This window comes from Bradyrhizobium sp. 138, from assembly GCF_023074075.1.
Classification (GTDB): Bacteria; Pseudomonadota; Alphaproteobacteria; order Rhizobiales; family Xanthobacteraceae; genus Bradyrhizobium.
In genome coordinates this window covers 146444-167020 of sequence record NZ_JADPKT010000022.1, presented here as the reverse complement: position 1 = coordinate 167020, position 20577 = coordinate 146444, and the positions used below count along the sequence as shown (strand labels likewise).

The window sequence follows — 20577 nt, the reverse complement described above, 5'->3', positions numbered from 1 at the left end:
CATGAGCGACCAGGTCCGCATCGTCGAAATGGGGCCGCGCGACGGGCTCCAGAACGAGAAGGTGCCGGTCAGCGTCGAGGCCCGCATCGCCTTTGTCGAGGCGCTGGTCGTGGCCGGGCTCAATACGGTCGAGGTCGGTGCCTTCGTCTCGCCCAAGGCGATCCCGCAAATGGCAAGCTCGGACGCCGTGCTGCGCGGCGTCGCGCATGTGAAGGCCGCCGAATTTCACGTGCTGGTGCCGAACGAGAAGGGCTATGACGCCGCGCGTGCCGCCGGTGCGAAGGTGGTCTCGGTGTTCGCGGCAGCCTCCGAAGGCTTTTCCCGCGCCAATATCAATTGCACGGTCGCGGAGTCCATCGAGCGGTTCAAGCCGGTGCTGGCCCGCGCCAAGGCCGATGGCGTCAAGGTGCGCGGCTATATCTCCTGCGTGCTCGGCTGCCCGTTCGACGGCGAGATCAAGCCGAAGGCGGTCGCCGATCTCGCGAGCACGCTGTTCGAGCTCGGCTGCTACGAGATCTCGCTCGGCGACACCATCGGCGTTGGCACGCCAGACAAGGCGAAGGAGATGCTGCGCGCTGTTGCCGCCAACGTTCCATCAGCCAGGCTCGCGATGCATTTCCACGACACTTACGGCCAGGCGCTCGCCAACCTCTATGCGGGGATGGAGGAGGGCGTCCGCGTCATCGACGCCGCCGCCGGCGGCCTCGGCGGCTGTCCCTATGCGCCGGGCGCGACCGGCAACGTCGCGACTGAGGATGTCGTCTATATGCTCGAAGGCATGGGCGTCAGGACCGGCGTCGATATGGAGAAGTTGCTGGCCGCGACCAACGAAATGAGCGGCGTGCTGGGCAAACCGCCCGTGAGCCGCGTGGCGTCCGCGCTGAACGCGAAGAAGAAGCGGACGGCCACCTAGGACCGTAGGGTGGGCAAAGGCGCGTAGCGCCGTGCCCACCATCTCTTCATGATAGCGACAGGTGGTGGGCACGCTACGCTTTGCCCACCCTACGAGACCTTTGTTTAAGCCGCCTTCAATCCCACATCCGGCAGACGTGGCCGGTTCTTGAGCGCCTTGGCCATCATGGCCTCGACCTCGGCCTTCTCATGCGGCAGCAGTGCGAGGCGCGGCGGGCGGGTCAGCGCGGTGCCGCGGCCCATGATGTGCTCGCACAGCTTGATGCACTGGACGAGATCCGGCCGGGCATCGAGATGCAACAGCGGCATGAACCATTCGTAGAGTGGCATTGCCTCGGCAAAGCGGCCGGCCTTGGCCAAGCGAAACAGCGTCTCGCCCTCACGCGGGAAGGCGTTCGACATGCCGGAGACCCAGCCCACGGCACCCATCGCGACGCTCTCGACGATGACGTCGTCGAGCCCTGCGAACAGCACGAAGCGGTCGCCGACCATGTTGCGGGTGTCGATGAAGCGCCGCGTGTCGCCGGAGGAATCCTTGAAGCAGACCACGGTCTCGACGTCGGCGAGCGAAGCCAGGATGTCGGGGGTGACGTCGTTCTTGTAGATCGGCGGGTTGTTGTAGAGCATGACCGGCAGGTCGGTTGCGCTGGCGACGGCGCGGAAATGCGCGGCGGTCTCGTGCGGCTTCGACGAATAGACCAGCGCCGGCATCACCATGACGCCGTCGATGCCGACGCGCGCGGCTTCCTTGGCGGTCTCGACCGCGAAGGCCGTGGTGAATTCGGCGATGCCGCACAGCACGGGCACGCGGCCGGCGGCGACCGACTTCGCGGTCTCCATGATCGCGACCTTCTCCTTGCGCTCGAGCGAGGTGTTCTCGCCGACCGAGCCGCAGACGATCAGGCCGGAGACGCCATCGCGGATCAGCCCGTCCATCACCTTGGCGGTCGCGTCGATGTTGAGCGAGAGGTCGTCGTTGAATTGCGTGGTCACGGCCGGGAAGACACCTTCCCAGGAAACGCGGCGGGTCATGATTTCACTCCAAGTGAAGTTGCCGGCGGGGGCTGGATCCGCCGGGTCGTTGTGAAGAGGATGGCGAATAGAATTAGAGCGTGGCGCCGACCTTGCGCAGCTCGGCGAGAACGGGTGCCTTGGGCAGCCAGATCTTGTCGAACTCCGCGATGACGGCCTCGGTGTCCTTGGCGTCGACCTGGCGGATCGGGATCGGCGCCTTCTTGAAATTCTCGATCAGCGCGGGTTCGTTGCCGGCGAGCTCGTCGATCTGCGCGTCCAGCGTCGACTTCACCAGCTTGGTGATCAGCTCGCGGTCGGCAGGCGGCAGCGACTGCCAGACCCGGCCGGAGACGACGGCTGCCATCGGCATGAAGACGGCATTCATCTGCAGGATCACCTTCGACACCTTGTCGAAGCGCTGGTTCCAGGAGAATTCGAGATCGGATTCGAGACCATCGACCTGGCCGTTGGCCATCGCGTCGAACACCTGCGGCGTCGGGATCGGGGTGGGCGCGGCTCCAAGCGAGGAATAGAAGTCGCGATAGACCGGCGTCGGGTTGATGCGCAGCTTCATACCCTTGATGTCGGCGAGCGTGTTGAGGTCCTTGGAGGAGAACACCGCGCGCATGCCGGTGATGCCCCAGCCGAGCCCGATGGTGCCGGTCTCCTGCGGCAGCACGTCGAACAGCTTCACCGCCGCCGGATGCCGCACGAATTTCGCAACGGCCGGCGTCGAGCGGACGATGTAGGGCGCGTTGATCGCCGCGATGTGCGGCACGCGCGAGCCGAGCTCGGCGGCCTGGATGAAGCCCATGTCGAGCGCGCCGGACTGCAATTGCTGCATCATCGCGGTCTCGCTGCCAAGCTGGCCGGAGTGGAACACGGTCAAGGTCAGGCGGCCATTGGAGGCGGCCTTGAGATCGTCGCCGAATTTGAGCGCGGCCTTGTTCCATGAATGGCCGTTCGGCGTGATCAGGCCGAGGCGGAATTCCTTGGCCTGGGCAAGCGCCAGCTGTGGCGCGAACACCGATGCGGCGGCACTGGCGGCGAGAAAGCGGCGGCGGGTAAGCGGCATGGTCGGGCTTCCTTCTGGATGGGCCTATTTGACGAGGATCAGCGAGAGCGACGGGTAGAGCGAGAGCAGCACGAGGAGGACGCAGGAGATGACGAAGAACGGCAGCGTCACCATGAACATCTTGCCGGGCTTGGCGCCGGTGACGGCGGCCGCGACGAAGAAGCAGAGCCCGACCGGCGGCGACAGCAGACCGAGCACCAGATTGATCACCACCACGACGCCGAAATGCCTGGGATCGATGTGATAGACCTCGGTTGCAACAGGCAGCAGGATCGGCACGGTCATGATCAGGCCGGGAATGCCGTCGATGACCGTGCCGATCACCAGCAGGATCACGTTGCAGATCAGCATGAAGCTGACGGGGTCCTTGGCGGCGGTCTGGATCCAGGCCGCGGTCTCCTGCGGCACCTTGCCGAAGATCAGGACCCAAGAGAACACCGCTGCGGCCGCGACCAGGAACAGCACGATCGCCGAATAGATCGCGCTGCGCAGCATCATCTGCGGCAGCTGGGAGAATTGGAATTCCTTGGTCCAGAACTTTCCGACCAGTGCAGCTGCGACAGCACCGACGGCTGCGGATTCCGTTGCGTTGGCGAGACCGCCGAGAATGGTGCCGACGATGACGATCGGGATCAGCAGCGTCGGTGACGTCCGCAGGATGGTCATGACGCGCTGGCGTGGCGTCTGATAATCCGCGCGGGGATAGTTGTAGACGTAGCCCATCAGCGCGATCACGAGGCAGAACATCACGGTGAGAATGACGCCCGGCACGATGCCGGCGATCAGCATGTCGCTGACCGAGACCTGTGCCAGCACGCTGTAGACCACGAACATCACCGACGGCGGGATGATCGGGCCGAGCATGCCGCCATAGGCGGTGAGGCCGGCCGCGAAGGTCTTGTCGTAGCCCTTCTTCTCCATCTCCGGCACCATGATCTGGGCCATGATCGCAACCTGCGCGGTCGCAGATCCCAGGATCGAGGAGATGAACATGTTGGCGAGGATGTTGACGTAGGCGAGCCCGCCCTTGAGCGAGCCGACGAAGGCCATCGCCATGTCGACGATGCGCCGGGTGATGCCGCCGCCATTCATGATCTCGCCAATCAGGATGAACAGCGGAATCGCGATCAGGCCGTAGCTGTCCACGCCGCCGAACAGCTGGAGCGGATAGGACTGGAATAGCACGGGATTGCCGGAGGCCGCGATATAGACGAGGCCGGCGAGGCACAGGCAAAGCCCGATCGGCACGCCGACCAGCATGAATGCCATGAAGGCCGCTGACGTGATCATCAGTTGACCCCGTCCAGCTCGGAGAGCTGAAAGCCTTTTGGCGCGGTGCGCGGGACCAGCCCGAGATCTTCCAAGAGATTGGCGAGACCGTGAACGGTCATCGACACCGCGAAGATCGGCAGCGTCAGATAGAGCACCCAGGTCGGCCAGTTCAGTGTCTGGGTGCGCTCGGTATAGAGAAAGTTGAAGGTCTCAGCCGCGAGCTTGCGCCCGTCGAAGCCGGCGCGGGCGAGACCAATTGGGTCCATCCAGAGCACGCAGGTCACGATCAGCGCGACGCCGAACACGACGACGAGGCCGGTCGAGACCACCTTGGCGAGCTTCTGGTGCGTCGGCGAAAGACGCTCCGTCAGCATGGTCACTGCGAAATCGAGCCGCAGACGGGTCATCGCGGACGCCCCGATGAAGGTCAGCCAGACCACGCAATAAACAGCGGATTCATCGATCCAGTAGATCGGGAAACGCGAGTAGCGGGTGACGACGTTCACCAGGATCAGGCCGGTGAGCAGGTACATCAGGCCCATCAGCGCCAGGCGCTCGAAGGCGAGCAGGGCGCTCGACATCCGGACGATCGTACGTCGGACGCTGAGCGCGCGCGTGGCCGGCATCGTCTGCTCGATCATGAAGTGGCCCAACCCGAAGATTTGTGGTGCGATTGTCAAATGTATAATTTATACATTTTGGGAGTCAAACGGAGAATGCGATCAATTCGGCGGCAGGGGCGCGCTTTTGCTGGGCACTTCGTTTGGTCGAGTGCTCGCCTTTTGCCGGGCTCCTCGACATGCAAGACAGGGACCGCGTCGGCCGAACGAGTCGGGAAGGACAACAGAAGGTCAGATGAAACAGCCTCTGAAGCATCGCACCCTGTCGGCCGCGATTGTCGATCAGCTCCGCCAGGCGATCCTCGACGGCACCTATCCGGCCGGATCGCAGTTGCGCCAGGATGCGCTCGGCGAGGCCTACGGCGTCAGCCGCATTCCCGTTCGCGAGGCGCTGTTTCAGCTCGAGGCCGAAGGCCTGGTGCGGATCGTCCCGCAGAAGGGCGCCATCGTCTCGGAGCTGTCGCTCGACGAAATCAACGATGTGTTCGACCTGCGCCGGATCCTGGAGCCGCGCCTGCTGGCGCAATCGGCGCCGCGTTTCACCGCGGAGGATTTCGACGGGCTCGACGATATTCACAAGAGCTTCGAGAAGGCCATCAAGGCGAGGAACGTCAGCGACTGGGGTCAGCTCAATGCCGACTTCCACATGGCGCTCTACGTGCACGCCCCGCAGCCGCGCACCCGCACGATCGTGCTGTCACTGCTCCAGACCAGTGACCGGTACACGCGTTTGCAGCTCTCCAACACCAAGGCGATGGGGATTGCCGAAAAGGAGCACGCCCATCTGATCGCGCTCTGCCGTGCGCAGAAGGTCGAGGAGGCCTGCCGCTTCCTGGAGCGGCACATCGAAGCCGTGCGCAAGGATCTGTTGCAGGTGGTGGCGAACGCGCCGAAGGGGCGGCGGAAGGAGAATTCGTAGAAAATCGTAGGGTGGGTTAGACTTGCAGATGTGCAAAGCGCATATGCAAGGCGTAACCCACCATGCTTCAGCGTGTGCGAAGTTGGTGGGTTACGCCGCGCGGATTGCGCCTTGCGCATCCGCCCAGCTAACCCACCCTACGCGGCGTCATCTGCTCCCGTCCGGCCCCATCACGAGGTCCGGCAGGCCGGTCGAAATCCCCGGCACGAGGCACAGCAGCAACACCGCGAGCATCATCAGCAGCACGAAGGGCAGGGTGCCCCAGATCACCTCGCGCAAGGGAATGTCCGGCGCGACGTTGCGGATGACGAAGATGTTGAGCCCGACGGGCGGGTGGATCAGCCCCATCTCCATCACGATGGTCATCACGACGCCGAACCAGATGATGTCGAAATTGGCGGCGCGGAGCGGCGGCAGGATGATCGGCGCCGTCATCAGGATGATCGAGACCGGCGGCAAGAAGAAGCCGAGCACGACGACCATGACGAGGATCGCGAACAGCAGCTCCCAGCGCGGCAGGTGCATCGCGACGATGGATTCTGCGACCGATTGCGAGATGTGCAGATAGCTCATCACATAGGAATAGAGCAGCGACATGCCGATGATCATCATCAGCATGGTCGATTCCCGGATCGTCGATTTCATGATCGGGGCGAGATCGCTCGGCCGCCACACGCTGTAGATCGCCGCGATCAGCGCCAACGCCAGCAGCCCGCCGAGGCCCGCTGTTTCCGACGGCGTGGCGTAGCCGCCATAAAGCGCGATCATGACGCCGGTCAGCAGCAACACGAAGGGGATGACGCGCGGCAGCACGCTGAAGCGTTCGGCCAACGTGTATTCGTCGCGGGCCAGGATCGCGGCTTCCGGTCCGCCGTTCTTGTAGACGGCTTCAGCGGCTGCGTATTCCTGTCGGAAGCGGATCACGGCGTAAGCGCCGAACAGCGAGACCAGCAGCAGGCCGGGGCCGATGCCGGCGAGGAACAGCCGCCCCAGCGACTTTTCCGCGGCGACGGCGAACAGGATCATGGTGATCGAGGGCGGCAGCAGGATGCCGAGCGTGCCGCCGGCCGCGATGATGCCGGCGGCAAAGCCGCCGGAATAGCCGCGCTTGCGCATCTCGGGGATGCCGGCCGAACCGATCGCCGAGCAGGTCGCGGGCGAGGAGCCGGCCATTGCCGCGAATAGCGCGCAGGCGAACACGTTGGCGACGCCGAGGCCGCCGGGGACGCGATGCAGCCAGGCATGCAGGGCCGAATAGAGATCCTGGCCCGCGCGCGACTTGCCGATCGCGGCGCCCTTCAGGATGAAGAGCGGGATCGACAGAAGCGTGATCGAGGCCATTTCCTCGTAGACGTTCTGCGTCACCGTATCGAGCGAAGCGGCGGGCATGTAGATGCCCATGAACACGACCGCGACCGCGCCGAGCGCGAACGCGATCGGCATGCCCGAGAACATTATCAGCAGCGTCGCAACGCCGTAGGCGACGCCGATACCGAATACGCTCATGAACGCTTGGCTCCGGTGAAGGGCAGCGCAAGCTGCACGAGGATCTGGATGCAGAGCAGGCTCATGCCGAGTGCCATCAGCGAATAGGGGATGGCGAGCGGCGGTGACCACATCGAGTTGGAGACCTGGCCGTCGACATAGGCTTCATGGGCCAGCGTCCAGGATTTCCAGGTGAAGAAGGCGCAGAACAGGAACGTGGCGGCGTCGACCAGCCAGAGCCTGATCCGGTTCGCCAGCGGCGACAGCAGGCCGACAAAGGCCTCGATGCCGATGTGACCGCGGTTCTGCTGCACATAGGCCGCCGTCATGAAGGTCGCGCCCACCAGGAGGAACACGGCGGCCTCGTCCTGCCAGTAATTGGCGGCCTTGAACAGCGCGCGGCTGAGCACGCTGTAGCTCAGGATCACGCAAGCGGCGACCAGCGCGACCGCTGCGAACACCACGATGATGGTGTTGAGGATGGCAAGGACTCGATCAATCGCCGCCGCAGGGCCGGTGCCTGCGGCAGCGTTTGCCGGGCCGTCACGATCCGGAAGCGGACCGTGGCTCATGCCGCGACGTCGGTGGCGAGCTTGAGCAGGTTCGCCGCGGTCGCGGTCTTGGCGGCGTAGTCCTTCCAGGCCGTGTCGCGGGCGATGTCGCGCCACTTGCCGACGGTCGCAGCGTCGAGCGCCGAGACTTTGGCGCCAGCCTTCTCATAGACCTTGGCGACCTCGACATCGTCGTCCTGCGCGCCCTTGCGGCCGAAGGCTTCGAGCTCGGTGCCGACCGCGAGCAGGACGTCCTGATGATTCTTCGGCAGCTTGTCGAAGATCGCCTTCGACATCATCAGCGGCTCGAGCATGAACCAGTAGGAGGCGCCGGCGCCCGAGGTCAGGGATTTGGCGACCTCTTCAAGACGGAACGAGATCAGGCTGGTGGAGGAGGTGATGCCGGCATCGCAGGCACCGGTCTGCATCGCCGCGTAGATCTCGTTCGACGGCACCGACAGTACCGAGGCGCCGGCGGTCTGCAGCACCATGTCCATTTCGCGCGAGCCGCCGCGCACCTTCAGGCCCTTGGCATCTTCAGGGGCGACGATCGGCTTGGAACGGCTGGCGACGCCGCCGGCCTGCCAGACCCAGGTGAGCAGGATGATGCCCTTGTCGGCGAGGAAATCGGTCAGCGCCTTGCCGACCGGCTCTTTCTTCCAGCGCAGGCCCTGATCGTAGGTGGTGACGAGGCCGGGCATCAGGCCGATATTGGTTTCCGGCACCTCGCCTCCGGCATAGGGCATCGGATAGAGGCTGATATCGAGCGCGCCCTTGCGCATCGCGGAGAACTGCGCGTTGGTCTTGATCAGCGAGGAGTTCGGATAGATCTCGGCGGCGATGTCGCCATTGCTGCGCTTGGCAATCTCGGCGGCAAACATGCGGCAGAGCCGGTCGCGGAAATCGCCCTTATCGATGGTGCCGCCCGGAAACTGGTGCGAGATCTTCAGCGTGGTCGCGGCCTGCGCGGTGCCGGTGCCGAAGCGGAGGATGGCGGGTGCGGCGACGGCTGTCGCTATCAGATGGCGGCGCGTGAGCATGGTGTGTTCCCTCAGACGGTTCTTCGAACAGTTCTTGTTGGACGTGATTGGGCGGGTCATGTGTGACCGGTGCGTGGGCCCATCCTAGCCGGTCTTTCACCCGATGATCTCTCATCTGATAGTTCGAGACTGAATGCCGCGGCAAGTCCTGGTCGTGCTGCGCTGCACACTTCCGATCGCCGCGGCGGGCTGTGGGCTCCTCCGAACGACGGACCACAGCGGGATCGCCAAAATTTATTGGCGGCGGCGTAACAACGCAGGCGGTCCGTCCGTCGAGATTGGATAGCGGCGTCCGTCGCTGACAAACATCACTTCGAAGGGAAGAAGATCCATGACCATTCGCACCCGTATCGTGCTCGGCGTCTCGGCAGCCGCTCTCTCGTTTGGCCTCGCGTTTGCGCCGGCCGCCTTTGCTCAGGACAAGATGGGCAAGGATGACGGGATGATGAAGAAAGATACGATGTCCAAGGACGGCATGATGAAAAAGGACACCATGTCCAAGGACGACGGCATGAAGAAGGACCACATGTCGAAGGACGGGATGAAGAAAGACGACGGGATGATGAAGAAGAACTGATCTTCGACCGGCGCTGCGGCGTTTGCGATACGCAAACGCTCTCGAACGTCCTGGGGCGGTCGTACGGACCGTCCCGGGAAGCAAGGTATCAGTTCAATTCAATTGAACGTGAAGTGTGATCGTTACTTGCGCTTGGCCTTGCGGGCGGCGTAGCGCGCATCGCGCTTGGCCTTCTGCTCGGCTTCGAGCTCAGCCGCCCTAGCGACCGCTTCCTCGGCCTCACGCGCAAGCCGTGCGGCTTCCGCGGCGGCTGCTTCTTCCGCGAGGCGCTTCTGCTCGGCTTTTTCAGCCTCGCGCGCGGCCTTTGCTTCGGCGCGCTTGGCCGCGAGAGCCTCGCGTTCGGCACGCTTCGCCGCAACCGCGGGATCATCGGGCCCCGGTTGGGATTTGAATTTGTTCAAAAGATTCTTGCGGGCTTCCTGCGCCGCCTTTTGCCGGTCTGTGAAGCCGGGTTCCCTGAATCCACTCATCGACAGCCTTGTCTTCCTCGCTTTCGATCCTAAATCACTGCCTGTTGGTACGTCGGCTGGGCATAGCGGGCGCCACGCGACGCAGAAGCGTGTACATCGCCGCGCGTCGCGAAGCCACCCATAATCGCAGCCGATCAGGTCGACGAAAAATCGCCCCTCCGACGATCTCTCGTAGCCCGGAAAAACTGCCGAATTGTGATGTCCCTCATAAGGGACCACGAGCGCGACGCCTAGCGTCCGCCCCCGATACGGAGCACGGGCATGACGATCTCGAGATTGAGCTTGAAGGCGCTCGCAATTGCCTTCGTCGTGGTCACCGCGGCCGGTGCCATGCTGCTGCTCGCGCGTCCGCAACCGATCGAGAGTGCCGTCCTGGGCGCCGGCTGGGAATGTACCCAGACCGCGTTCGTGCTCACGACCTGCGCCCCGCGGGTCCAGGCGATTCCGGCGGTCGAAACCTCGCGCAAGGAGGCGATGCGAGCGACCAGAGGCTGAACCTGGGACGCCGGACCGAGCTGGCTAACTGGAGATGTGACGGGACGTCGCAGAGGTGATAAGCCGGTTGCCCGCGCGACCAGGTAGCCATGTCCCCATCCCAACCTGAACCCGGCGAGAAGCCGAAATCCCGGCCGAAGCCTCCATCCGGCGATAACCGCCGCGGCGCGATCGCCGGCTTGATCATCGCGATCGTGATCCTCGGTGTCGGCTGGTGGCTCGCTCGGGACCTCACCGCGGCCAGCAAGATGCAGGACTGCCTGATGTCCGGGCGCAGCAATTGCAACGTGATCGAGCCGGCCCGCTAGAGCGTTCCAGCGTACCCCCTCGGGACGAAAGTCGCCCTGATCTTAATCATTTGTAACGGGACTTCGCCGACCAAAGCAGGTCAGCTATGTCAGCCGGCATCAAGCTAGGGGCGAGGCGAATCGTCTATCGCGCCAGGCACCACGGCATTCGAGAGAGTAGGGGGTCAAGCACGCATGAGTGCGTCCAGCCGCATGAAGATCATCATTCCCTTGGTTTCGGCCATGTCGCTGCTCGCGCTGCCGGCGCAGGCCCAGGAGGCCAGGCCGCCAAGGGAGGCCGGCCAGCCTCCGGCCGCCGGTCCGGCCGCAGGGGCGCCGCCCCCGAATAATCAGAACATGCGCAAGGGCCCGCCGCCGCAGCAGGCGGCCCGGCCCGCGCCGCAGCCCCATGCAGGCCCCGGTCCGCACGGCGCCGGCGGCCCGCCGCCCGGACGTTATGTCGCTCGCGGTCCCGCTCCGACGCGCGACTGGGGCGGACACACCTACCGTGGCAATCGCGCCTGGGATGGCGGGCGCTGGCGCCACGAGGTCCACAACGGCCGCTCCGGCTGGTGGTGGGACGTTGGCGGTGTCTGGTATTATTATCCGCAGCGCATGGCTGGCCCGCCCGCCTACATCTCGGAGGAGTATTACGACGACGTACCGGTGGCCTATGCTCCACCGCCACCTCCAGTCGCCTATGCACCTCCGCCTCCGCCACCGTCTGATCCCGGCGCGAGCGCGCTTGGCGGCGCCATCGTCGGCGGCGTGCTGGGCGGACTGATCTCAGGCAACGCGACAGGAGCTGCCGCCGGCGCGGTTCTCGGCGGCGCAACCGGCGCTATCGCGGGCGCCACCGCCGCATCCCAGCCCGGTTATTACTGGGCGCAGGGCGCTTGCTATTACCGCTATCCGAGCGGCCAGTATGTGCAGGCCGATCCCCGCGCCTGCTACTGAATTTTCCAAACCGGATTTAAACGCAGAGGCGGGCCGCGGCCCCGCCTTTTTCTTATGCGCCAGCGATTGTTTCAAATTGGCGCTGGCGCTCGTTGCCGCCTCACGCAAGTCTCAAAAGAAAATGTCGGGATGATTCGCGGGGACGTGGGACATGCTGGATGCAATCCAGATCAGCTTGGCGCTTTGGGCCATGATCGTTTGCGGCGGGATCAAGCTTGGGCAGGTGCTGCACTGCCTGATTTAGCGCGGCGAGCCGAGGGAAGGATCGCCCCGCGTCAGGACACGAGCCAGTTGAAGAACGCCATCGCGCCCCAGACCAGGCCGGCGATCCAGACCACCATCACGATGCCGATGGTCCCGAGATAGGCAACGCCGACCAGATGGCTCCTGTGTCGTTGCGTCGGGACGTTGGTTGAGGCGGCTGCTTCTTGTGTCATGACGGAATACACCATCGATGCCCTCGCGCGCTCCTGGAAGCGTCGAGAGCATGTTTAGCCGAGATGCAGGGTCAAGACTGTGACGCCATTCACAGATCGTCCGAATGAAGCTCATCCTCAGGGCTTCGCAATCAGCGCATGGATGAGGTGAGGCGAGGGTGGCCAGACGCACGCCCAGCCCTGAGACCGCGACGTCACCCCGCAATCATACGGACGAAATTGCCATGCGCTTGTCCAGATGGCCGGATAGAGTCGGCCTCATGTGTCCTAAGTACGACCCACAGCATGAAGCCGAGGCGGCGATGAAGCGGGCCGCGGCATCGGAAGGTGCCGATCGGCAACGCCTGATCCAACTGGCGCTGGCCTGGCACGAACTCGCCCGCGACCAGCGCGGCGAGCGGGCGGACTGAGGGCATTTCTCGGGAAAATTAGCGATATCAGGCCGAGCATGATCGGCCCATTGGTCTGCATGAGAAGGCCCCGTGCTCGGGGGACGAGCACGGGGCTCTTCAAAGCCGACCGGGGCTGGGAGGTCGGCACCACTGATTTCAAGCCGTTCAACGTGCCGGTCGTGATCTCGTTCCACGCTGCTTCGCATTTATTGCCGCGGGTCGATGCCCGGCGTTGCGCGGAGCGGCCCGTTCGGATCGTGAACAAACAAAAAGCCCCCGAAGGGGCTTTGAGTTTTAGGCGGCCTCCGTCTTCGGGACTGCGTCGGCATTCACTGAAAGCTTGACGACGTCGCCTTCGACGGCACCGACATATTTCGTGTCGATGTAGTGATGATGGTCCTTGTGACCTTCCGGGCTGTCCTTGCGCGTCAGCTTGATCCGGTTGCCCTCGACGCGGTCGACGGTGCCGACATGTGCGCCGTCCTTGCCGATGATTTTCATGTGCTCTCTGATGTCAGCCATGTTGTCCTCCTTGCATAGATCTCAACGGCCAGGACCGATGTTCGTTGCAGCGGGCGGGCGTTGGACCCAAGGCGGTTCCCGCACGTTGAACGTCCGATCGGATCTGACAAGACGCTCATGGAGACCATTGAAGCCTATCTGGAGCGAAAGCATGAGGAACTCAGGCTGTTGAACGATTGCCTGAGAAACCGGCTCGATTTAGCGCGTCCGCGTTCCGTCGACGACGTCGTCAGATCCAAGTTCCAGATCACTGCGGCGCTGAGGGCAGAGCACGAATTGCATGAGTGGAAGGCGACGGAGACGGCCTGGTCGCATACGGCCGAACCCGCCAGCGGGCCGTTCGAGTTCAGTTACGACTACCAGCGGGCCGATCTGACGGTGCGCGGTCCTTCATTCTATGAGTTCGACTGCGGCTGCACGAGCACGGCGATCTATACGGCCTCAGGCATGGCCGCGATTTCCGCCGTGCTGCTGGCCTCCGCGCACATCGTCGAGAAGGCCGATGTCCTGGTGCTTCCAGGCTCCTACGGCGAGACGCTGGAGCTGGTTCGGGGCTTTGTTCCTCATTTGCGGCTCGTGGCATTGAGTCTGCCGCCGGGCGATGCGTTTGCGTCGGCGGCTTCGCCACGAATTCTCCTGTTGGATTCCTGCTCTCTCGCCGGCGCTTTCGAGGCGGCGCTGCGAAGTGACGGCGCGGGTCTCGATCTTCTGGTTTTCGATACGACATGCTTCGCGGGCCGCTCGGGCCGGATCAGGCGTGTCCTGAGGTGGGCCCGCCGATACGGAATTCCTCTGGTGCTGGTGCGAAGCCACAACAAGCTCGATTCGCTCGGGGCCGAATATGGCCGGCTCGGCTCGGCCGTTTTCGTGCACCGGAATGAGCGCCAGGAGCGGGCAGGACGCCCTGAATGGACACGTCTGGCGTCCGAAACCCGCAACGCGGTGCGACTTCTCGGCGGTGCGGCGTTGCCGGCGCATTTCCCGCCCTTTGTGGGCAGCGCGGCCTACTTGGCCCTCACGAAGCGCCGCGTCGCGGCAATCTTGCGCAATAGCCGCCGCATGGCTCGATATCTTGCCGCGACGCTCCCGGCGCGATCGGCCGAACTCCATTTCACCCACGGTCTCTACGTCACCTTGCGGGGCAAGCGCCCCCTCGACGAGCCGAGCGCGCGGCAGGCTGCCGAGGACATGAGCAACGATCTGCGCGCAGACGGCTTCCCGATCCGCCACGCCGGCAGCTTCGGTTTCGACTTCGCCGCGACCGAGTGGTTTCACGACGCGACCACGGATCAGTACAGCGTCCGGGTGACGGTCCCGGATTTGCCGACGGAGCTGTGGGACGATCTCACCGCGTCGGTTGCGCGGTGGTGGCGGGCCCATCAATGGGCAGGCGGTGAAGGATGAATGTCTCGCCGATAGCGGGAGGACGATAGCGCAGGAAGGCGGCGCTTCGATCAATCGATCGCCAGGCAATGCTCCAGGCGCGGCTTCTCGTGGCCGCGACGGGTCCATTCCTCAACGGCAAAGGCGAGGTGAGGCTGGCCAATCGTGCCGCCAATGATAGAGGCTTGAGCCACCTTGATCGGCCTGGTGACCACACTGGTGTTCACCACGCCTGCGTCGATTGCCAGATACGACATTGCACCGATCGCCACCACAGATGCGATCGCCATTCTCGTCAATTCGGATTGCTGCATCAAAAACCTGTCGGGCGCATCTCACCCGGCGCATAGATAGGGCTGATCGGCGTCGTTCAAAGGCCGGCGTATGGTTACCCACGCGTTCGTGAAGGGCGGTTGATTGGTAAATTGGCGATCCCGGCAGGACTCGAACCTGCAACCCGCGGAGTAGAAATCCGCTACTCTATCCAGTTGAGCTACGGGACCGTCTGGAGCCGCCCCGTCTTGGGGGCTGGCTGTTCATCTCACATGCCAATATGAAAAATATCGTCTTTCGCCAAGCCTGAACCGAACCGTTTTCCTCAATGCCGCGACAAAGCGGAACGGTGGCATGTCAGGGTGCCGGGTTGAGCGGCAGCGGACTGGACGATGAATCACATCGCCGGGAACGTTGACCAGCTTCCGGGATGTGGCCGCCGGACGACGAGTCAGGTGTTGCGGCGCCATCAGGACGGGCGTGCGCGGCGATCGCTTGATCGGTCTCCTCTGGGCTTGCCTTGCCATGGCGAATGCGACGATTTGCACCTTTGGTTCCATCGCCTTGAGTCTGTCACCTTTCCGCGCATTTCATGCTGCCAGCGGGCGCCTGTCCGCTATTTCCGGGAGTCCCTCATGATCGGTCTTGTTCGCGCCGTCACACTCTGCGCCACGCTGGCGCTCGGCCTCAGCGTAGCCCAAGCCGCTGACAAAGCCTTCAAGCGCGACGATCTCGCCGATTCCGCGATCAAACTGGAGGCCCAGATCAAGAGCGAGGCGGGGCCGGTCGCCAAGTCCAATGCGACGCTGAAGACGGACGCCGACGCCGCCTTCCGGCGTAATGATTACCGCACGGGGCTGTCGGTGCTCGGCCAGATTGCGGCCACCACGCCGGAAGATACCGGCAACTGGCTGCGGCTCGCCAAGGTCATCTTCCAGATCTCGCCGAAAAGCTCGAGCGAGCAGACGTTCCTGCTGGAGCGCGCTTCGACCGCGGCCTACATCGCCTACCAGCGCGCCGGCAATGCGGGCGAGGAGGCGGACGCGCTCGCCGTGCTCGGCAAGTCGCTGGCGGAACGGAAATTGTGGCGGCCGGCGCTGGATGCGCTGCGGCTGTCGCTCGACATGCGCGAGGTCGCCGACGTCCGCGGCCAGTATGAGAAGATGCGCGATGAGCACGGCTTCCGCCTGCTCGATTATACCGTGGACTCGGATTCGGCGAGCCCGCGCGCCTGCTTCCAGTTCTCGGAGGAGCTGGCAAAACGCACCGACTTCGCGCCGTTCCTGGCGCTGGCGGGCCAGGACAAGCCGGCGCTGTCGGCCGAAGGCAAGCAGCTCTGCGTCGACGGATTGAAGCACGGTGAGCGCTACAACATCAATTTGCGCGCCGGCCTGCCGTCCACGGTGAAGGAAGGCCTGCCGAAATCGGCCGAGTTCAACGTCTATGTGCGCGACCGCAAACCCTTCGTGCGCTTCACCAGCCGGGCCTATGTGCTGCCGAAGACGGGCCAGCGCGGCATTCCCGTGGTCAGCGTCAACACGCCAGCGGTCAACATCAACGTGTTCCGGATCGGCGACCGCAATTTGATCAACACGGTGGTCGACAGCGACTTCCAGAAGACGCTGACGAAGTACCAGCTCAGCGATCTCGGCGACGAGCGCGGCGTCAAGGTCTGGACCGGCGAGCTCGCGACCGCGATGACGCTGAACCAGGACGTCACCACGGCATTCCCGGTCGATCAGGCCCTCGGCGAGCTCCAGCCCGGTGTCTACGTCATGACTGCGGCGGCCAAGGGACCGGGCTCCGACGACGAGTACCAGCTCGCCACGCAATGGTTCATCGTCTCTGATCTCGGCCTGTCGGCCTATTCCGGCAATGACGGTATCCACGTGTTCGTCAACTCGCTGGCCTCGACCGACCCGGTCGGCAAGGCCGAGGTGCGGCTGGTTGCCCGCAACAACGAGATCCTGGCCACCCGCAAGACCGACGAGAGCGGCCACGTGCTGTTCGAGGCCGGCCTTGCGCGCGGCGAGGGCGGGCTGTCGCCGGCGATGCTGACCGTTACTGGCGAGAAGGCCGACTATGCCTTCCTCAGCCTGAAGTCCTCCGCCTTCGACCTGTCCGACCGCGGCGTCTCCGGCCGCGCCGTGCCGGCCGGCGCCGACGCCTTCGTCTATGCCGAGCGCGGCGTTTATCGCTCCAGCGAGACCGTCTATCTCACGGCGCTCTTGCGCGACGGGCAGGGCAATGCCGTCACCGGCGGGCCGCTGACGCTGGTGATCGAGCGCCCCGACGGCGTCGAATTCCGCCGCGCTGTGCTGGCCGACCAGGGCGCCGGTGGCCGCACGCTGGCCGTGACGCTCAACTCGGCCGTGCCGACCGGGACCTGGCGGGTGCGCGCCTTCACCGACCCGAAGGGCTCCTCGGTCGGCGAGACCACCTTCATGGTCGAGGATTACGTCCCGGACAGGATCGAATTCGACTTGTCCGCCAAGGACAAGCTGATCAAAGCTAACGCTCCAGTGGAGCTGAAGGCGGACGGCCATTTCCTCTATGGCGCGCCGGCCTCGGGCCTTGCGCTCGAAGGCGACATGCTGGTCGCGCCCGCGAGCGAGCGTCCCGGCTTTGCCGGCTACCAGTTCGGCGTCGCCGACGAGGAGACCACATCCAACGAGCGCACGCCGCTGGAGAACCTGCCGGAGGCCGACGCCAACGGCGTTGCGACCTTCCCGGTGACGCTGGACAAGCAGCCGGCCTCGAGCCGTCCGCAGGAGGCGCAGATCTTCGTGCGCATGGTGGAAACCGGCGGCCGCGCCGTCGAGCGCAAGATCGTCCTGCCGGTCGCGCCCAATGCGGCGCAGATCGGCGTCAAGCCGCTATTCGGCGACAAGAACGTCGCCGAGGGCGACAAGGCCGAGTTCGATGTGGTGTTCGTCTCGCCTGAGGGTGAGAGGCTGCGCCGGGACGGCCTGCGTTACGAGCTCCTGAAGATGGAGTCGCGCTATCAATGGTATCGCCAGAACAATTACTGGGAGTACGAGCCGGTCAAGTCGACCTCGCGCGTCGCCGACGGCGACGTCACGATCGCCGCCGACAAGCCGTCGCGGATTTCGCTTAGTCCCCAGCCCGGTCGCTACCGCCTCGACGTGAAGTCGAACGAGGCCGATGGCCCGGTGACCTCGGTGCAGTTCGACGTCGGTTGGTATTCTGACGGCAGCGCCGACACGCCGGACCTGTTGGAGACTTCGATCGACAAGCCGCAATATTCCTCCGGCGACACCATGACAGTGTCGGTGAACGTCCGCAGCGCCGGCAAGCTCACGATCAACGTGCTCGGCGATCGCCTCCTGACGACGCAGACCATCGACGTCAAGGAGGGCACCGCCCAGGTGAAGCTTCCGGTCGGCAAGGACTGGGGCACCGGCGCCTATGTGGTGGCGACGCTGCGCCGTCCGCTCGATGCCGCTGCCCAGCGCATGCCGGGCCGGGCGATCGGGCTGAAATGGTTCGGCATCGACAAGCAGGCCCGCACCTTGCAGGTGAAGCTGTCGCCGCCGGCGCTGATCCGACCGAACGCGACGTTGAAGATCCCGGTCAAGCTCGACGGGCTCAATCCGGGCGAGGACGCCAAGATCGTCATCGCCGCGGTCGATGTCGGCATCCTCAACCTCACCAATTACAAGCCGCCGGCGCCGGACGATTACTATCTCGGCCAGCGGCGCCTGAGTGCCGAAATCCGCGATCTCTATGGGCAGCTGATCGACGGCATGTCCGGCACGCGCGGCCAGATCAAGTCCGGCGGCGACGCCGGTGCGGGCGAGCTGCAGGGCTCACCGCCCACGCAAAAGCCGCTGGCACTCTATTCGGGCATCGTGACCGTCGCCGCTGACGGCACCGCGGAAATCAGCTTCGACATTCCGGAGTTCGCCGGCACCGCGCGCGTGATGGCGGCGGCGTGGACCGCGACCAAGCTCGGCCGCGCCAACACCGATGTCGTGATCCGCGACCCCGTGGTGCTGACCACGACGCTGCCGCGATTCCTGCTCAATGGCGACCACGGCACGGTCAACCTCGAGATCGACAATGTCGAGGGCCAGGCCGGCGACTACGTCATCAACGTCAAGACGGGCGGCCCGGTGAAGATGACGGGCAATCCCGCCACCACGGTCAAGCTCGCGGCCAAGCAGCGCAACTCCTTCGCGCTCGCGATCGATGCGACCGCGGCGGGGCAGGCGACGCTCGACGTTGACATCAAGGGACCGAACGGCCTGGCGCTGGCGCGCCACTATGCGCTCGACGTCAAGGCGGCGACACAGGTGCTGGCGCGGCGTTCGATCCGGACGCTGGCGAAGGGCGAGAGCCTGACGCTGACCTCGGACATGTTCTCCGACCTCGTGCCGGGCACCGGCAGCGTCTCGGTCTCGGCGAGCCTGTCGACCGCGCTCGACGCCGCGACGATCCTCAAGGCGCTCGACCGCTATCCCTATGGCTGCTCGGAGCAGATAACGAGCCGCGCGATGCCGCTGCTTTACGTCAATGACCTTGCAGCCGGCGCGCATCTGGCGATGGACACCGAAGTCGACCAGCGCATCCGTGACGCGATCGAGCGGCTGCTCGCGCGCCAGGGCTCGAACGGCTCGTTCGGCCTGTGGTCGGCCGGCGGCGACGATGCCTGGCTGGACGCCTATGTCACGGACTTCCTGACGCGCGCCCGCGAGAAGGGTTTTGCGGTGCCGGACGTTCTCTTCAAGAACGCGCTCGACCGTATCCGCAACTCGGTCGTCAACGCGAACGAGCCGGAGAAGGATGGTGGGCGCGATCTCGCCTACGGCCTCTACGTGCTCGCGCGCAATGGCGCAGCTCCGATCGGTGATCTCCGCTATCTCGCCGATACCAAGCTTGCCAACCTGGCAACGCCGATCGCGAAGTCGCAGCTTGCGGCGGCACTGGCCCTGGTCGGCGACCGCAACCGCGCCGAGCGGGTCTATGGCGCCGCGCTCGACAGCCTCGCGCCGAAGCCGGCGCTGGAGTTTGGCCGCACCGACTATGGTTCGCAGTTGCGCGATGCCGCAGCTCTGGTCTCGCTCGCCAGCGAAGGCAATGCGCCGAAGGCGACGCTGACGCAGGCAGTATCGCGGGTCGAGACCGCGCGCGGGCTCACGCCCTACACCTCCACGCAGGAGAATGCGTGGCTGGTGCTGGCGGCGCGGGCGCTGGCCAAGGAGAACCTGTCCATGGAGGTGGATGGCCAGCCGGTGAAGACCGCGCTCTACCGCAGCTACAAGGCGGACACGCTGGGCGGCAAGCCACTGAAGATCACCAACACCGGCGATGCGCCGGTGCAAGCCGTGGTCTCGGTGTCGGGCTCGCCGGTGACGCCGGAGCCGGCGGCGTCGAACGGCTTCAAGATCGAGCGCAACTACTTCACGCTCGACGGCAAGCCGGCCGACATCAGCAAGGTCAAGCAGAACCAGCGCTTTGCGGTGGTGCTGAAGATCACCGAGGCCAAGCCGGAGTACGGCCACATCATGGTGTCCGACTATCTGCCCGCCGGCCTCGAGATCGACAATCCGAAGCTGGTGTCGTCGGGCGATAGCGGCACGCTGGACTGGATCGAGGACGGCGAAGAGCCCGAAGATACCGAGTTCCGCGACGACCGCTTCACCGCGGCAGTCGACCGGGCCTCGGATTCCAAGTCGGTGTTCACCGTCGCCTACATCGTGCGCGCGGTCTCGCCGGGCAAGTACGTGCTGCCACAGGCCTATGTCGAGGACATGTACAATACCTCGCGCTATGGTCGGACGGGCACGGGCAACGTCGAGGTGCGGGCGGCGAAGTGAGTTGTGGTGAGATGAGCGAGGCCATCTGGAGCGGCGGTACAGCAGGGCGAGGCGGC

General features: G+C 64.7%; 19 protein-coding genes and 1 tRNA gene. 8 read left to right on the top strand and 12 right to left on the bottom strand.

Annotated elements, in window-relative coordinates; all coding sequences use genetic code 11:
- Position 1 precedes the first annotated feature (1 nt).
- Positions 2-913 carry a hydroxymethylglutaryl-CoA lyase gene (locus IVA79_RS12420; protein WP_247553251.1) on the top strand — a complete coding sequence of 304 codons (912 nt, stop codon included), beginning with the start codon at positions 2-4 and terminating at the stop codon, positions 911-913.
- A 104-nt stretch (positions 914-1017) separates the two neighbouring features.
- Here IVA79_RS12420 and IVA79_RS12415 read toward each other — a convergent pair whose 3' ends face one another.
- The 4 genes from IVA79_RS12415 to IVA79_RS12400 all read right to left on the bottom strand — a co-directional run bounded on the left by IVA79_RS12415 (position 1018) and on the right by IVA79_RS12400 (position 4899).
- A complete protein-coding gene (locus IVA79_RS12415) occupies positions 1018-1944 on the bottom strand; it encodes a dihydrodipicolinate synthase family protein (protein WP_247553249.1) in 927 nt (308 codons plus the stop codon).
- Positions 1945-2017: 73 nt separating this feature from the next.
- A complete protein-coding gene (locus IVA79_RS12410) occupies positions 2018-3001 on the bottom strand; it encodes a TRAP transporter substrate-binding protein (RefSeq protein WP_247553247.1) in 984 nt (327 codons plus the stop codon).
- A gap of 24 nt (positions 3002-3025) precedes the next feature.
- The gene (locus IVA79_RS12405) at positions 3026-4291 is read right to left on the bottom strand and encodes a TRAP transporter large permease (RefSeq protein ID WP_247553246.1); all 1266 of its coding nucleotides are present in this window, start codon (positions 4289-4291) and stop codon (positions 3026-3028) included.
- Positions 4291-4899, bottom strand: coding sequence for a TRAP transporter small permease (locus IVA79_RS12400; protein ID WP_247553749.1), 609 nt, complete (start codon positions 4897-4899; stop codon positions 4291-4293). Before IVA79_RS12400 ends, IVA79_RS12405 begins: the two co-directional genes overlap by 1 nt.
- A gap of 229 nt (positions 4900-5128) precedes the next feature.
- Between IVA79_RS12400 and IVA79_RS12395 the strand changes: the two genes are divergently transcribed.
- Positions 5129-5812, top strand: a complete 684-nt coding sequence (locus tag IVA79_RS12395; RefSeq protein WP_247553245.1) for a GntR family transcriptional regulator — start codon at positions 5129-5131, stop codon at positions 5810-5812.
- 147 nt (positions 5813-5959) lie between these two features.
- On the opposite strand, the gene IVA79_RS12390 is transcribed toward IVA79_RS12395, so the two are convergent.
- The 3 genes from IVA79_RS12390 to dctP are packed head-to-tail and all read right to left on the bottom strand — an operon-like array spanning position 5960 to position 8888.
- Positions 5960-7318, bottom strand: a complete 1359-nt coding sequence (locus IVA79_RS12390; protein ID WP_247553244.1) for a TRAP transporter large permease — start codon at positions 7316-7318, stop codon at positions 5960-5962.
- Positions 7315-7869 carry a TRAP transporter small permease gene (locus IVA79_RS12385; RefSeq protein WP_247553243.1) on the bottom strand — a complete coding sequence of 185 codons (555 nt, stop codon included), beginning with the start codon at positions 7867-7869 and terminating at the stop codon, positions 7315-7317. The genes IVA79_RS12390 and IVA79_RS12385 overlap by 4 nt, the downstream gene beginning before the upstream one ends.
- Entirely contained in the window at positions 7866-8888 is a 1023-nt protein-coding gene (gene dctP / locus IVA79_RS12380; protein ID WP_247553242.1) for a TRAP transporter substrate-binding protein DctP, read from the bottom strand. Before dctP ends, IVA79_RS12385 begins: the two co-directional genes overlap by 4 nt.
- 331 nt (positions 8889-9219) lie before the next feature.
- Here dctP and IVA79_RS12375 point away from each other — a divergent pair, with 331 nt between their 5' ends.
- Positions 9220-9465 (top strand): pentapeptide MXKDX repeat protein, encoded by a 246-nt coding sequence (locus tag IVA79_RS12375; protein ID WP_247553241.1) that lies wholly within the window; start codon positions 9220-9222, stop codon positions 9463-9465.
- 122 nt (positions 9466-9587) lie between these two features.
- Here the strand turns inward: IVA79_RS12375 and IVA79_RS12370 are convergent, their stop codons facing one another.
- Complete coding sequence (locus IVA79_RS12370; protein ID WP_247553240.1) at positions 9588-9935, bottom strand: DUF6481 family protein; 348 nt, start codon at positions 9933-9935, stop codon at positions 9588-9590.
- A gap of 261 nt (positions 9936-10196) precedes the next feature.
- Here IVA79_RS12370 and IVA79_RS12365 point away from each other — a divergent pair, with 261 nt between their 5' ends.
- The 3 genes from IVA79_RS12365 (at position 10197) to IVA79_RS12355 (ending at position 11674) form a co-directional block, all read left to right on the top strand.
- On the top strand, positions 10197-10430 hold the full coding sequence (locus IVA79_RS12365; protein WP_247553239.1) for a hypothetical protein: 234 nt from the start codon (positions 10197-10199) through the stop codon (positions 10428-10430).
- 89 nt (positions 10431-10519) lie between these two features.
- Positions 10520-10738, top strand: coding sequence for a hypothetical protein (locus tag IVA79_RS12360; RefSeq protein ID WP_247553238.1), 219 nt, complete (start codon positions 10520-10522; stop codon positions 10736-10738).
- Between the two features lie 174 nt (positions 10739-10912).
- Complete coding sequence (locus tag IVA79_RS12355; protein WP_247553236.1) at positions 10913-11674, top strand: hypothetical protein; 762 nt, start codon at positions 10913-10915, stop codon at positions 11672-11674.
- A gap of 275 nt (positions 11675-11949) precedes the next feature.
- Here IVA79_RS12355 and IVA79_RS12350 read toward each other — a convergent pair whose 3' ends face one another.
- Both IVA79_RS12350 and IVA79_RS12345 read right to left on the bottom strand, forming a co-directional pair.
- Positions 11950-12111, bottom strand: a complete 162-nt coding sequence (locus IVA79_RS12350) for a hypothetical protein (protein WP_247553235.1) — start codon at positions 12109-12111, stop codon at positions 11950-11952.
- Between the two features lie 686 nt (positions 12112-12797).
- Positions 12798-13025 carry a DUF2171 domain-containing protein gene (locus tag IVA79_RS12345; protein WP_027574503.1) on the bottom strand — a complete coding sequence of 76 codons (228 nt, stop codon included), beginning with the start codon at positions 13023-13025 and terminating at the stop codon, positions 12798-12800.
- A 117-nt stretch (positions 13026-13142) separates the two neighbouring features.
- On the opposite strand from IVA79_RS12345, the gene IVA79_RS12340 reads away from it, so the two are divergent.
- A complete protein-coding gene (locus IVA79_RS12340; RefSeq protein ID WP_247553234.1) occupies positions 13143-14429 on the top strand; it encodes a hypothetical protein in 1287 nt (428 codons plus the stop codon).
- Positions 14430-14479: 50 nt separating this feature from the next.
- On the opposite strand, the gene IVA79_RS12335 is transcribed toward IVA79_RS12340, so the two are convergent.
- Together IVA79_RS12335 and IVA79_RS12330 are read right to left on the bottom strand one after the other, a co-directional pair.
- The gene (locus IVA79_RS12335; protein WP_247553233.1) at positions 14480-14722 is read right to left on the bottom strand and encodes a hypothetical protein; all 243 of its coding nucleotides are present in this window, start codon (positions 14720-14722) and stop codon (positions 14480-14482) included.
- 112 nt (positions 14723-14834) lie between these two features.
- A tRNA-Arg gene (locus IVA79_RS12330) sits at positions 14835-14911 on the bottom strand.
- A gap of 405 nt (positions 14912-15316) precedes the next feature.
- Between IVA79_RS12330 and IVA79_RS12325 the strand changes: the two genes are divergently transcribed.
- Positions 15317-20521, top strand: coding sequence for an alpha-2-macroglobulin (locus IVA79_RS12325; protein WP_247553232.1), 5205 nt, complete (start codon positions 15317-15319; stop codon positions 20519-20521).
- Positions 20522-20577 lie beyond the last annotated feature (56 nt).

Excerpts from the sequence above, each read along its gene's own strand:
- IVA79_RS12405 (WP_247553246.1), bottom strand. The coding sequence starts at position 4,291 with ATGATCACGTCAGCGGCCTTCATGGCATTCATGCTGGTCGGCGTGCCG.
- IVA79_RS12350 (WP_247553235.1), bottom strand. The coding sequence starts at position 12,111 with ATGACACAAGAAGCAGCCGCCTCAACCAACGTCCCGACGCAACGACAC.
- dctP (WP_247553242.1), bottom strand. The coding sequence starts at position 8,888 with ATGCTCACGCGCCGCCATCTGATAGCGACAGCCGTCGCCGCACCCGCC.
- IVA79_RS12345 (WP_027574503.1), bottom strand. The coding sequence starts at position 13,025 with ATGGCTGACATCAGAGAGCACATGAAAATCATCGGCAAGGACGGCGCA.
- IVA79_RS12385 (WP_247553243.1), bottom strand. The coding sequence starts at position 7,869 with ATGAGCCACGGTCCGCTTCCGGATCGTGACGGCCCGGCAAACGCTGCC.
- IVA79_RS12335 (WP_247553233.1), bottom strand. The coding sequence starts at position 14,722 with ATGCAGCAATCCGAATTGACGAGAATGGCGATCGCATCTGTGGTGGCG.
- IVA79_RS12365 (WP_247553239.1), top strand. The coding sequence starts at position 10,197 with ATGACGATCTCGAGATTGAGCTTGAAGGCGCTCGCAATTGCCTTCGTC.
- IVA79_RS12395 (WP_247553245.1), top strand. The coding sequence starts at position 5,129 with ATGAAACAGCCTCTGAAGCATCGCACCCTGTCGGCCGCGATTGTCGAT.
- IVA79_RS12420 (WP_247553251.1), top strand. The coding sequence starts at position 2 with ATGAGCGACCAGGTCCGCATCGTCGAAATGGGGCCGCGCGACGGGCTC.
- IVA79_RS12325 (WP_247553232.1), top strand. The coding sequence starts at position 15,317 with ATGATCGGTCTTGTTCGCGCCGTCACACTCTGCGCCACGCTGGCGCTC.
- IVA79_RS12360 (WP_247553238.1), top strand. The coding sequence starts at position 10,520 with ATGTCCCCATCCCAACCTGAACCCGGCGAGAAGCCGAAATCCCGGCCG.
- IVA79_RS12390 (WP_247553244.1), bottom strand. The coding sequence starts at position 7,318 with ATGAGCGTATTCGGTATCGGCGTCGCCTACGGCGTTGCGACGCTGCTG.
- IVA79_RS12400 (WP_247553749.1), bottom strand. The coding sequence starts at position 4,899 with ATGCCGGCCACGCGCGCGCTCAGCGTCCGACGTACGATCGTCCGGATG.
- IVA79_RS12340 (WP_247553234.1), top strand. The coding sequence starts at position 13,143 with ATGGAGACCATTGAAGCCTATCTGGAGCGAAAGCATGAGGAACTCAGG.
- IVA79_RS12355 (WP_247553236.1), top strand. The coding sequence starts at position 10,913 with ATGAGTGCGTCCAGCCGCATGAAGATCATCATTCCCTTGGTTTCGGCC.
- IVA79_RS12415 (WP_247553249.1), bottom strand. The coding sequence starts at position 1,944 with ATGACCCGCCGCGTTTCCTGGGAAGGTGTCTTCCCGGCCGTGACCACG.
- IVA79_RS12410 (WP_247553247.1), bottom strand. The coding sequence starts at position 3,001 with ATGCCGCTTACCCGCCGCCGCTTTCTCGCCGCCAGTGCCGCCGCATCG.
- IVA79_RS12370 (WP_247553240.1), bottom strand. The coding sequence starts at position 9,935 with ATGAGTGGATTCAGGGAACCCGGCTTCACAGACCGGCAAAAGGCGGCG.
- IVA79_RS12375 (WP_247553241.1), top strand. The coding sequence starts at position 9,220 with ATGACCATTCGCACCCGTATCGTGCTCGGCGTCTCGGCAGCCGCTCTC.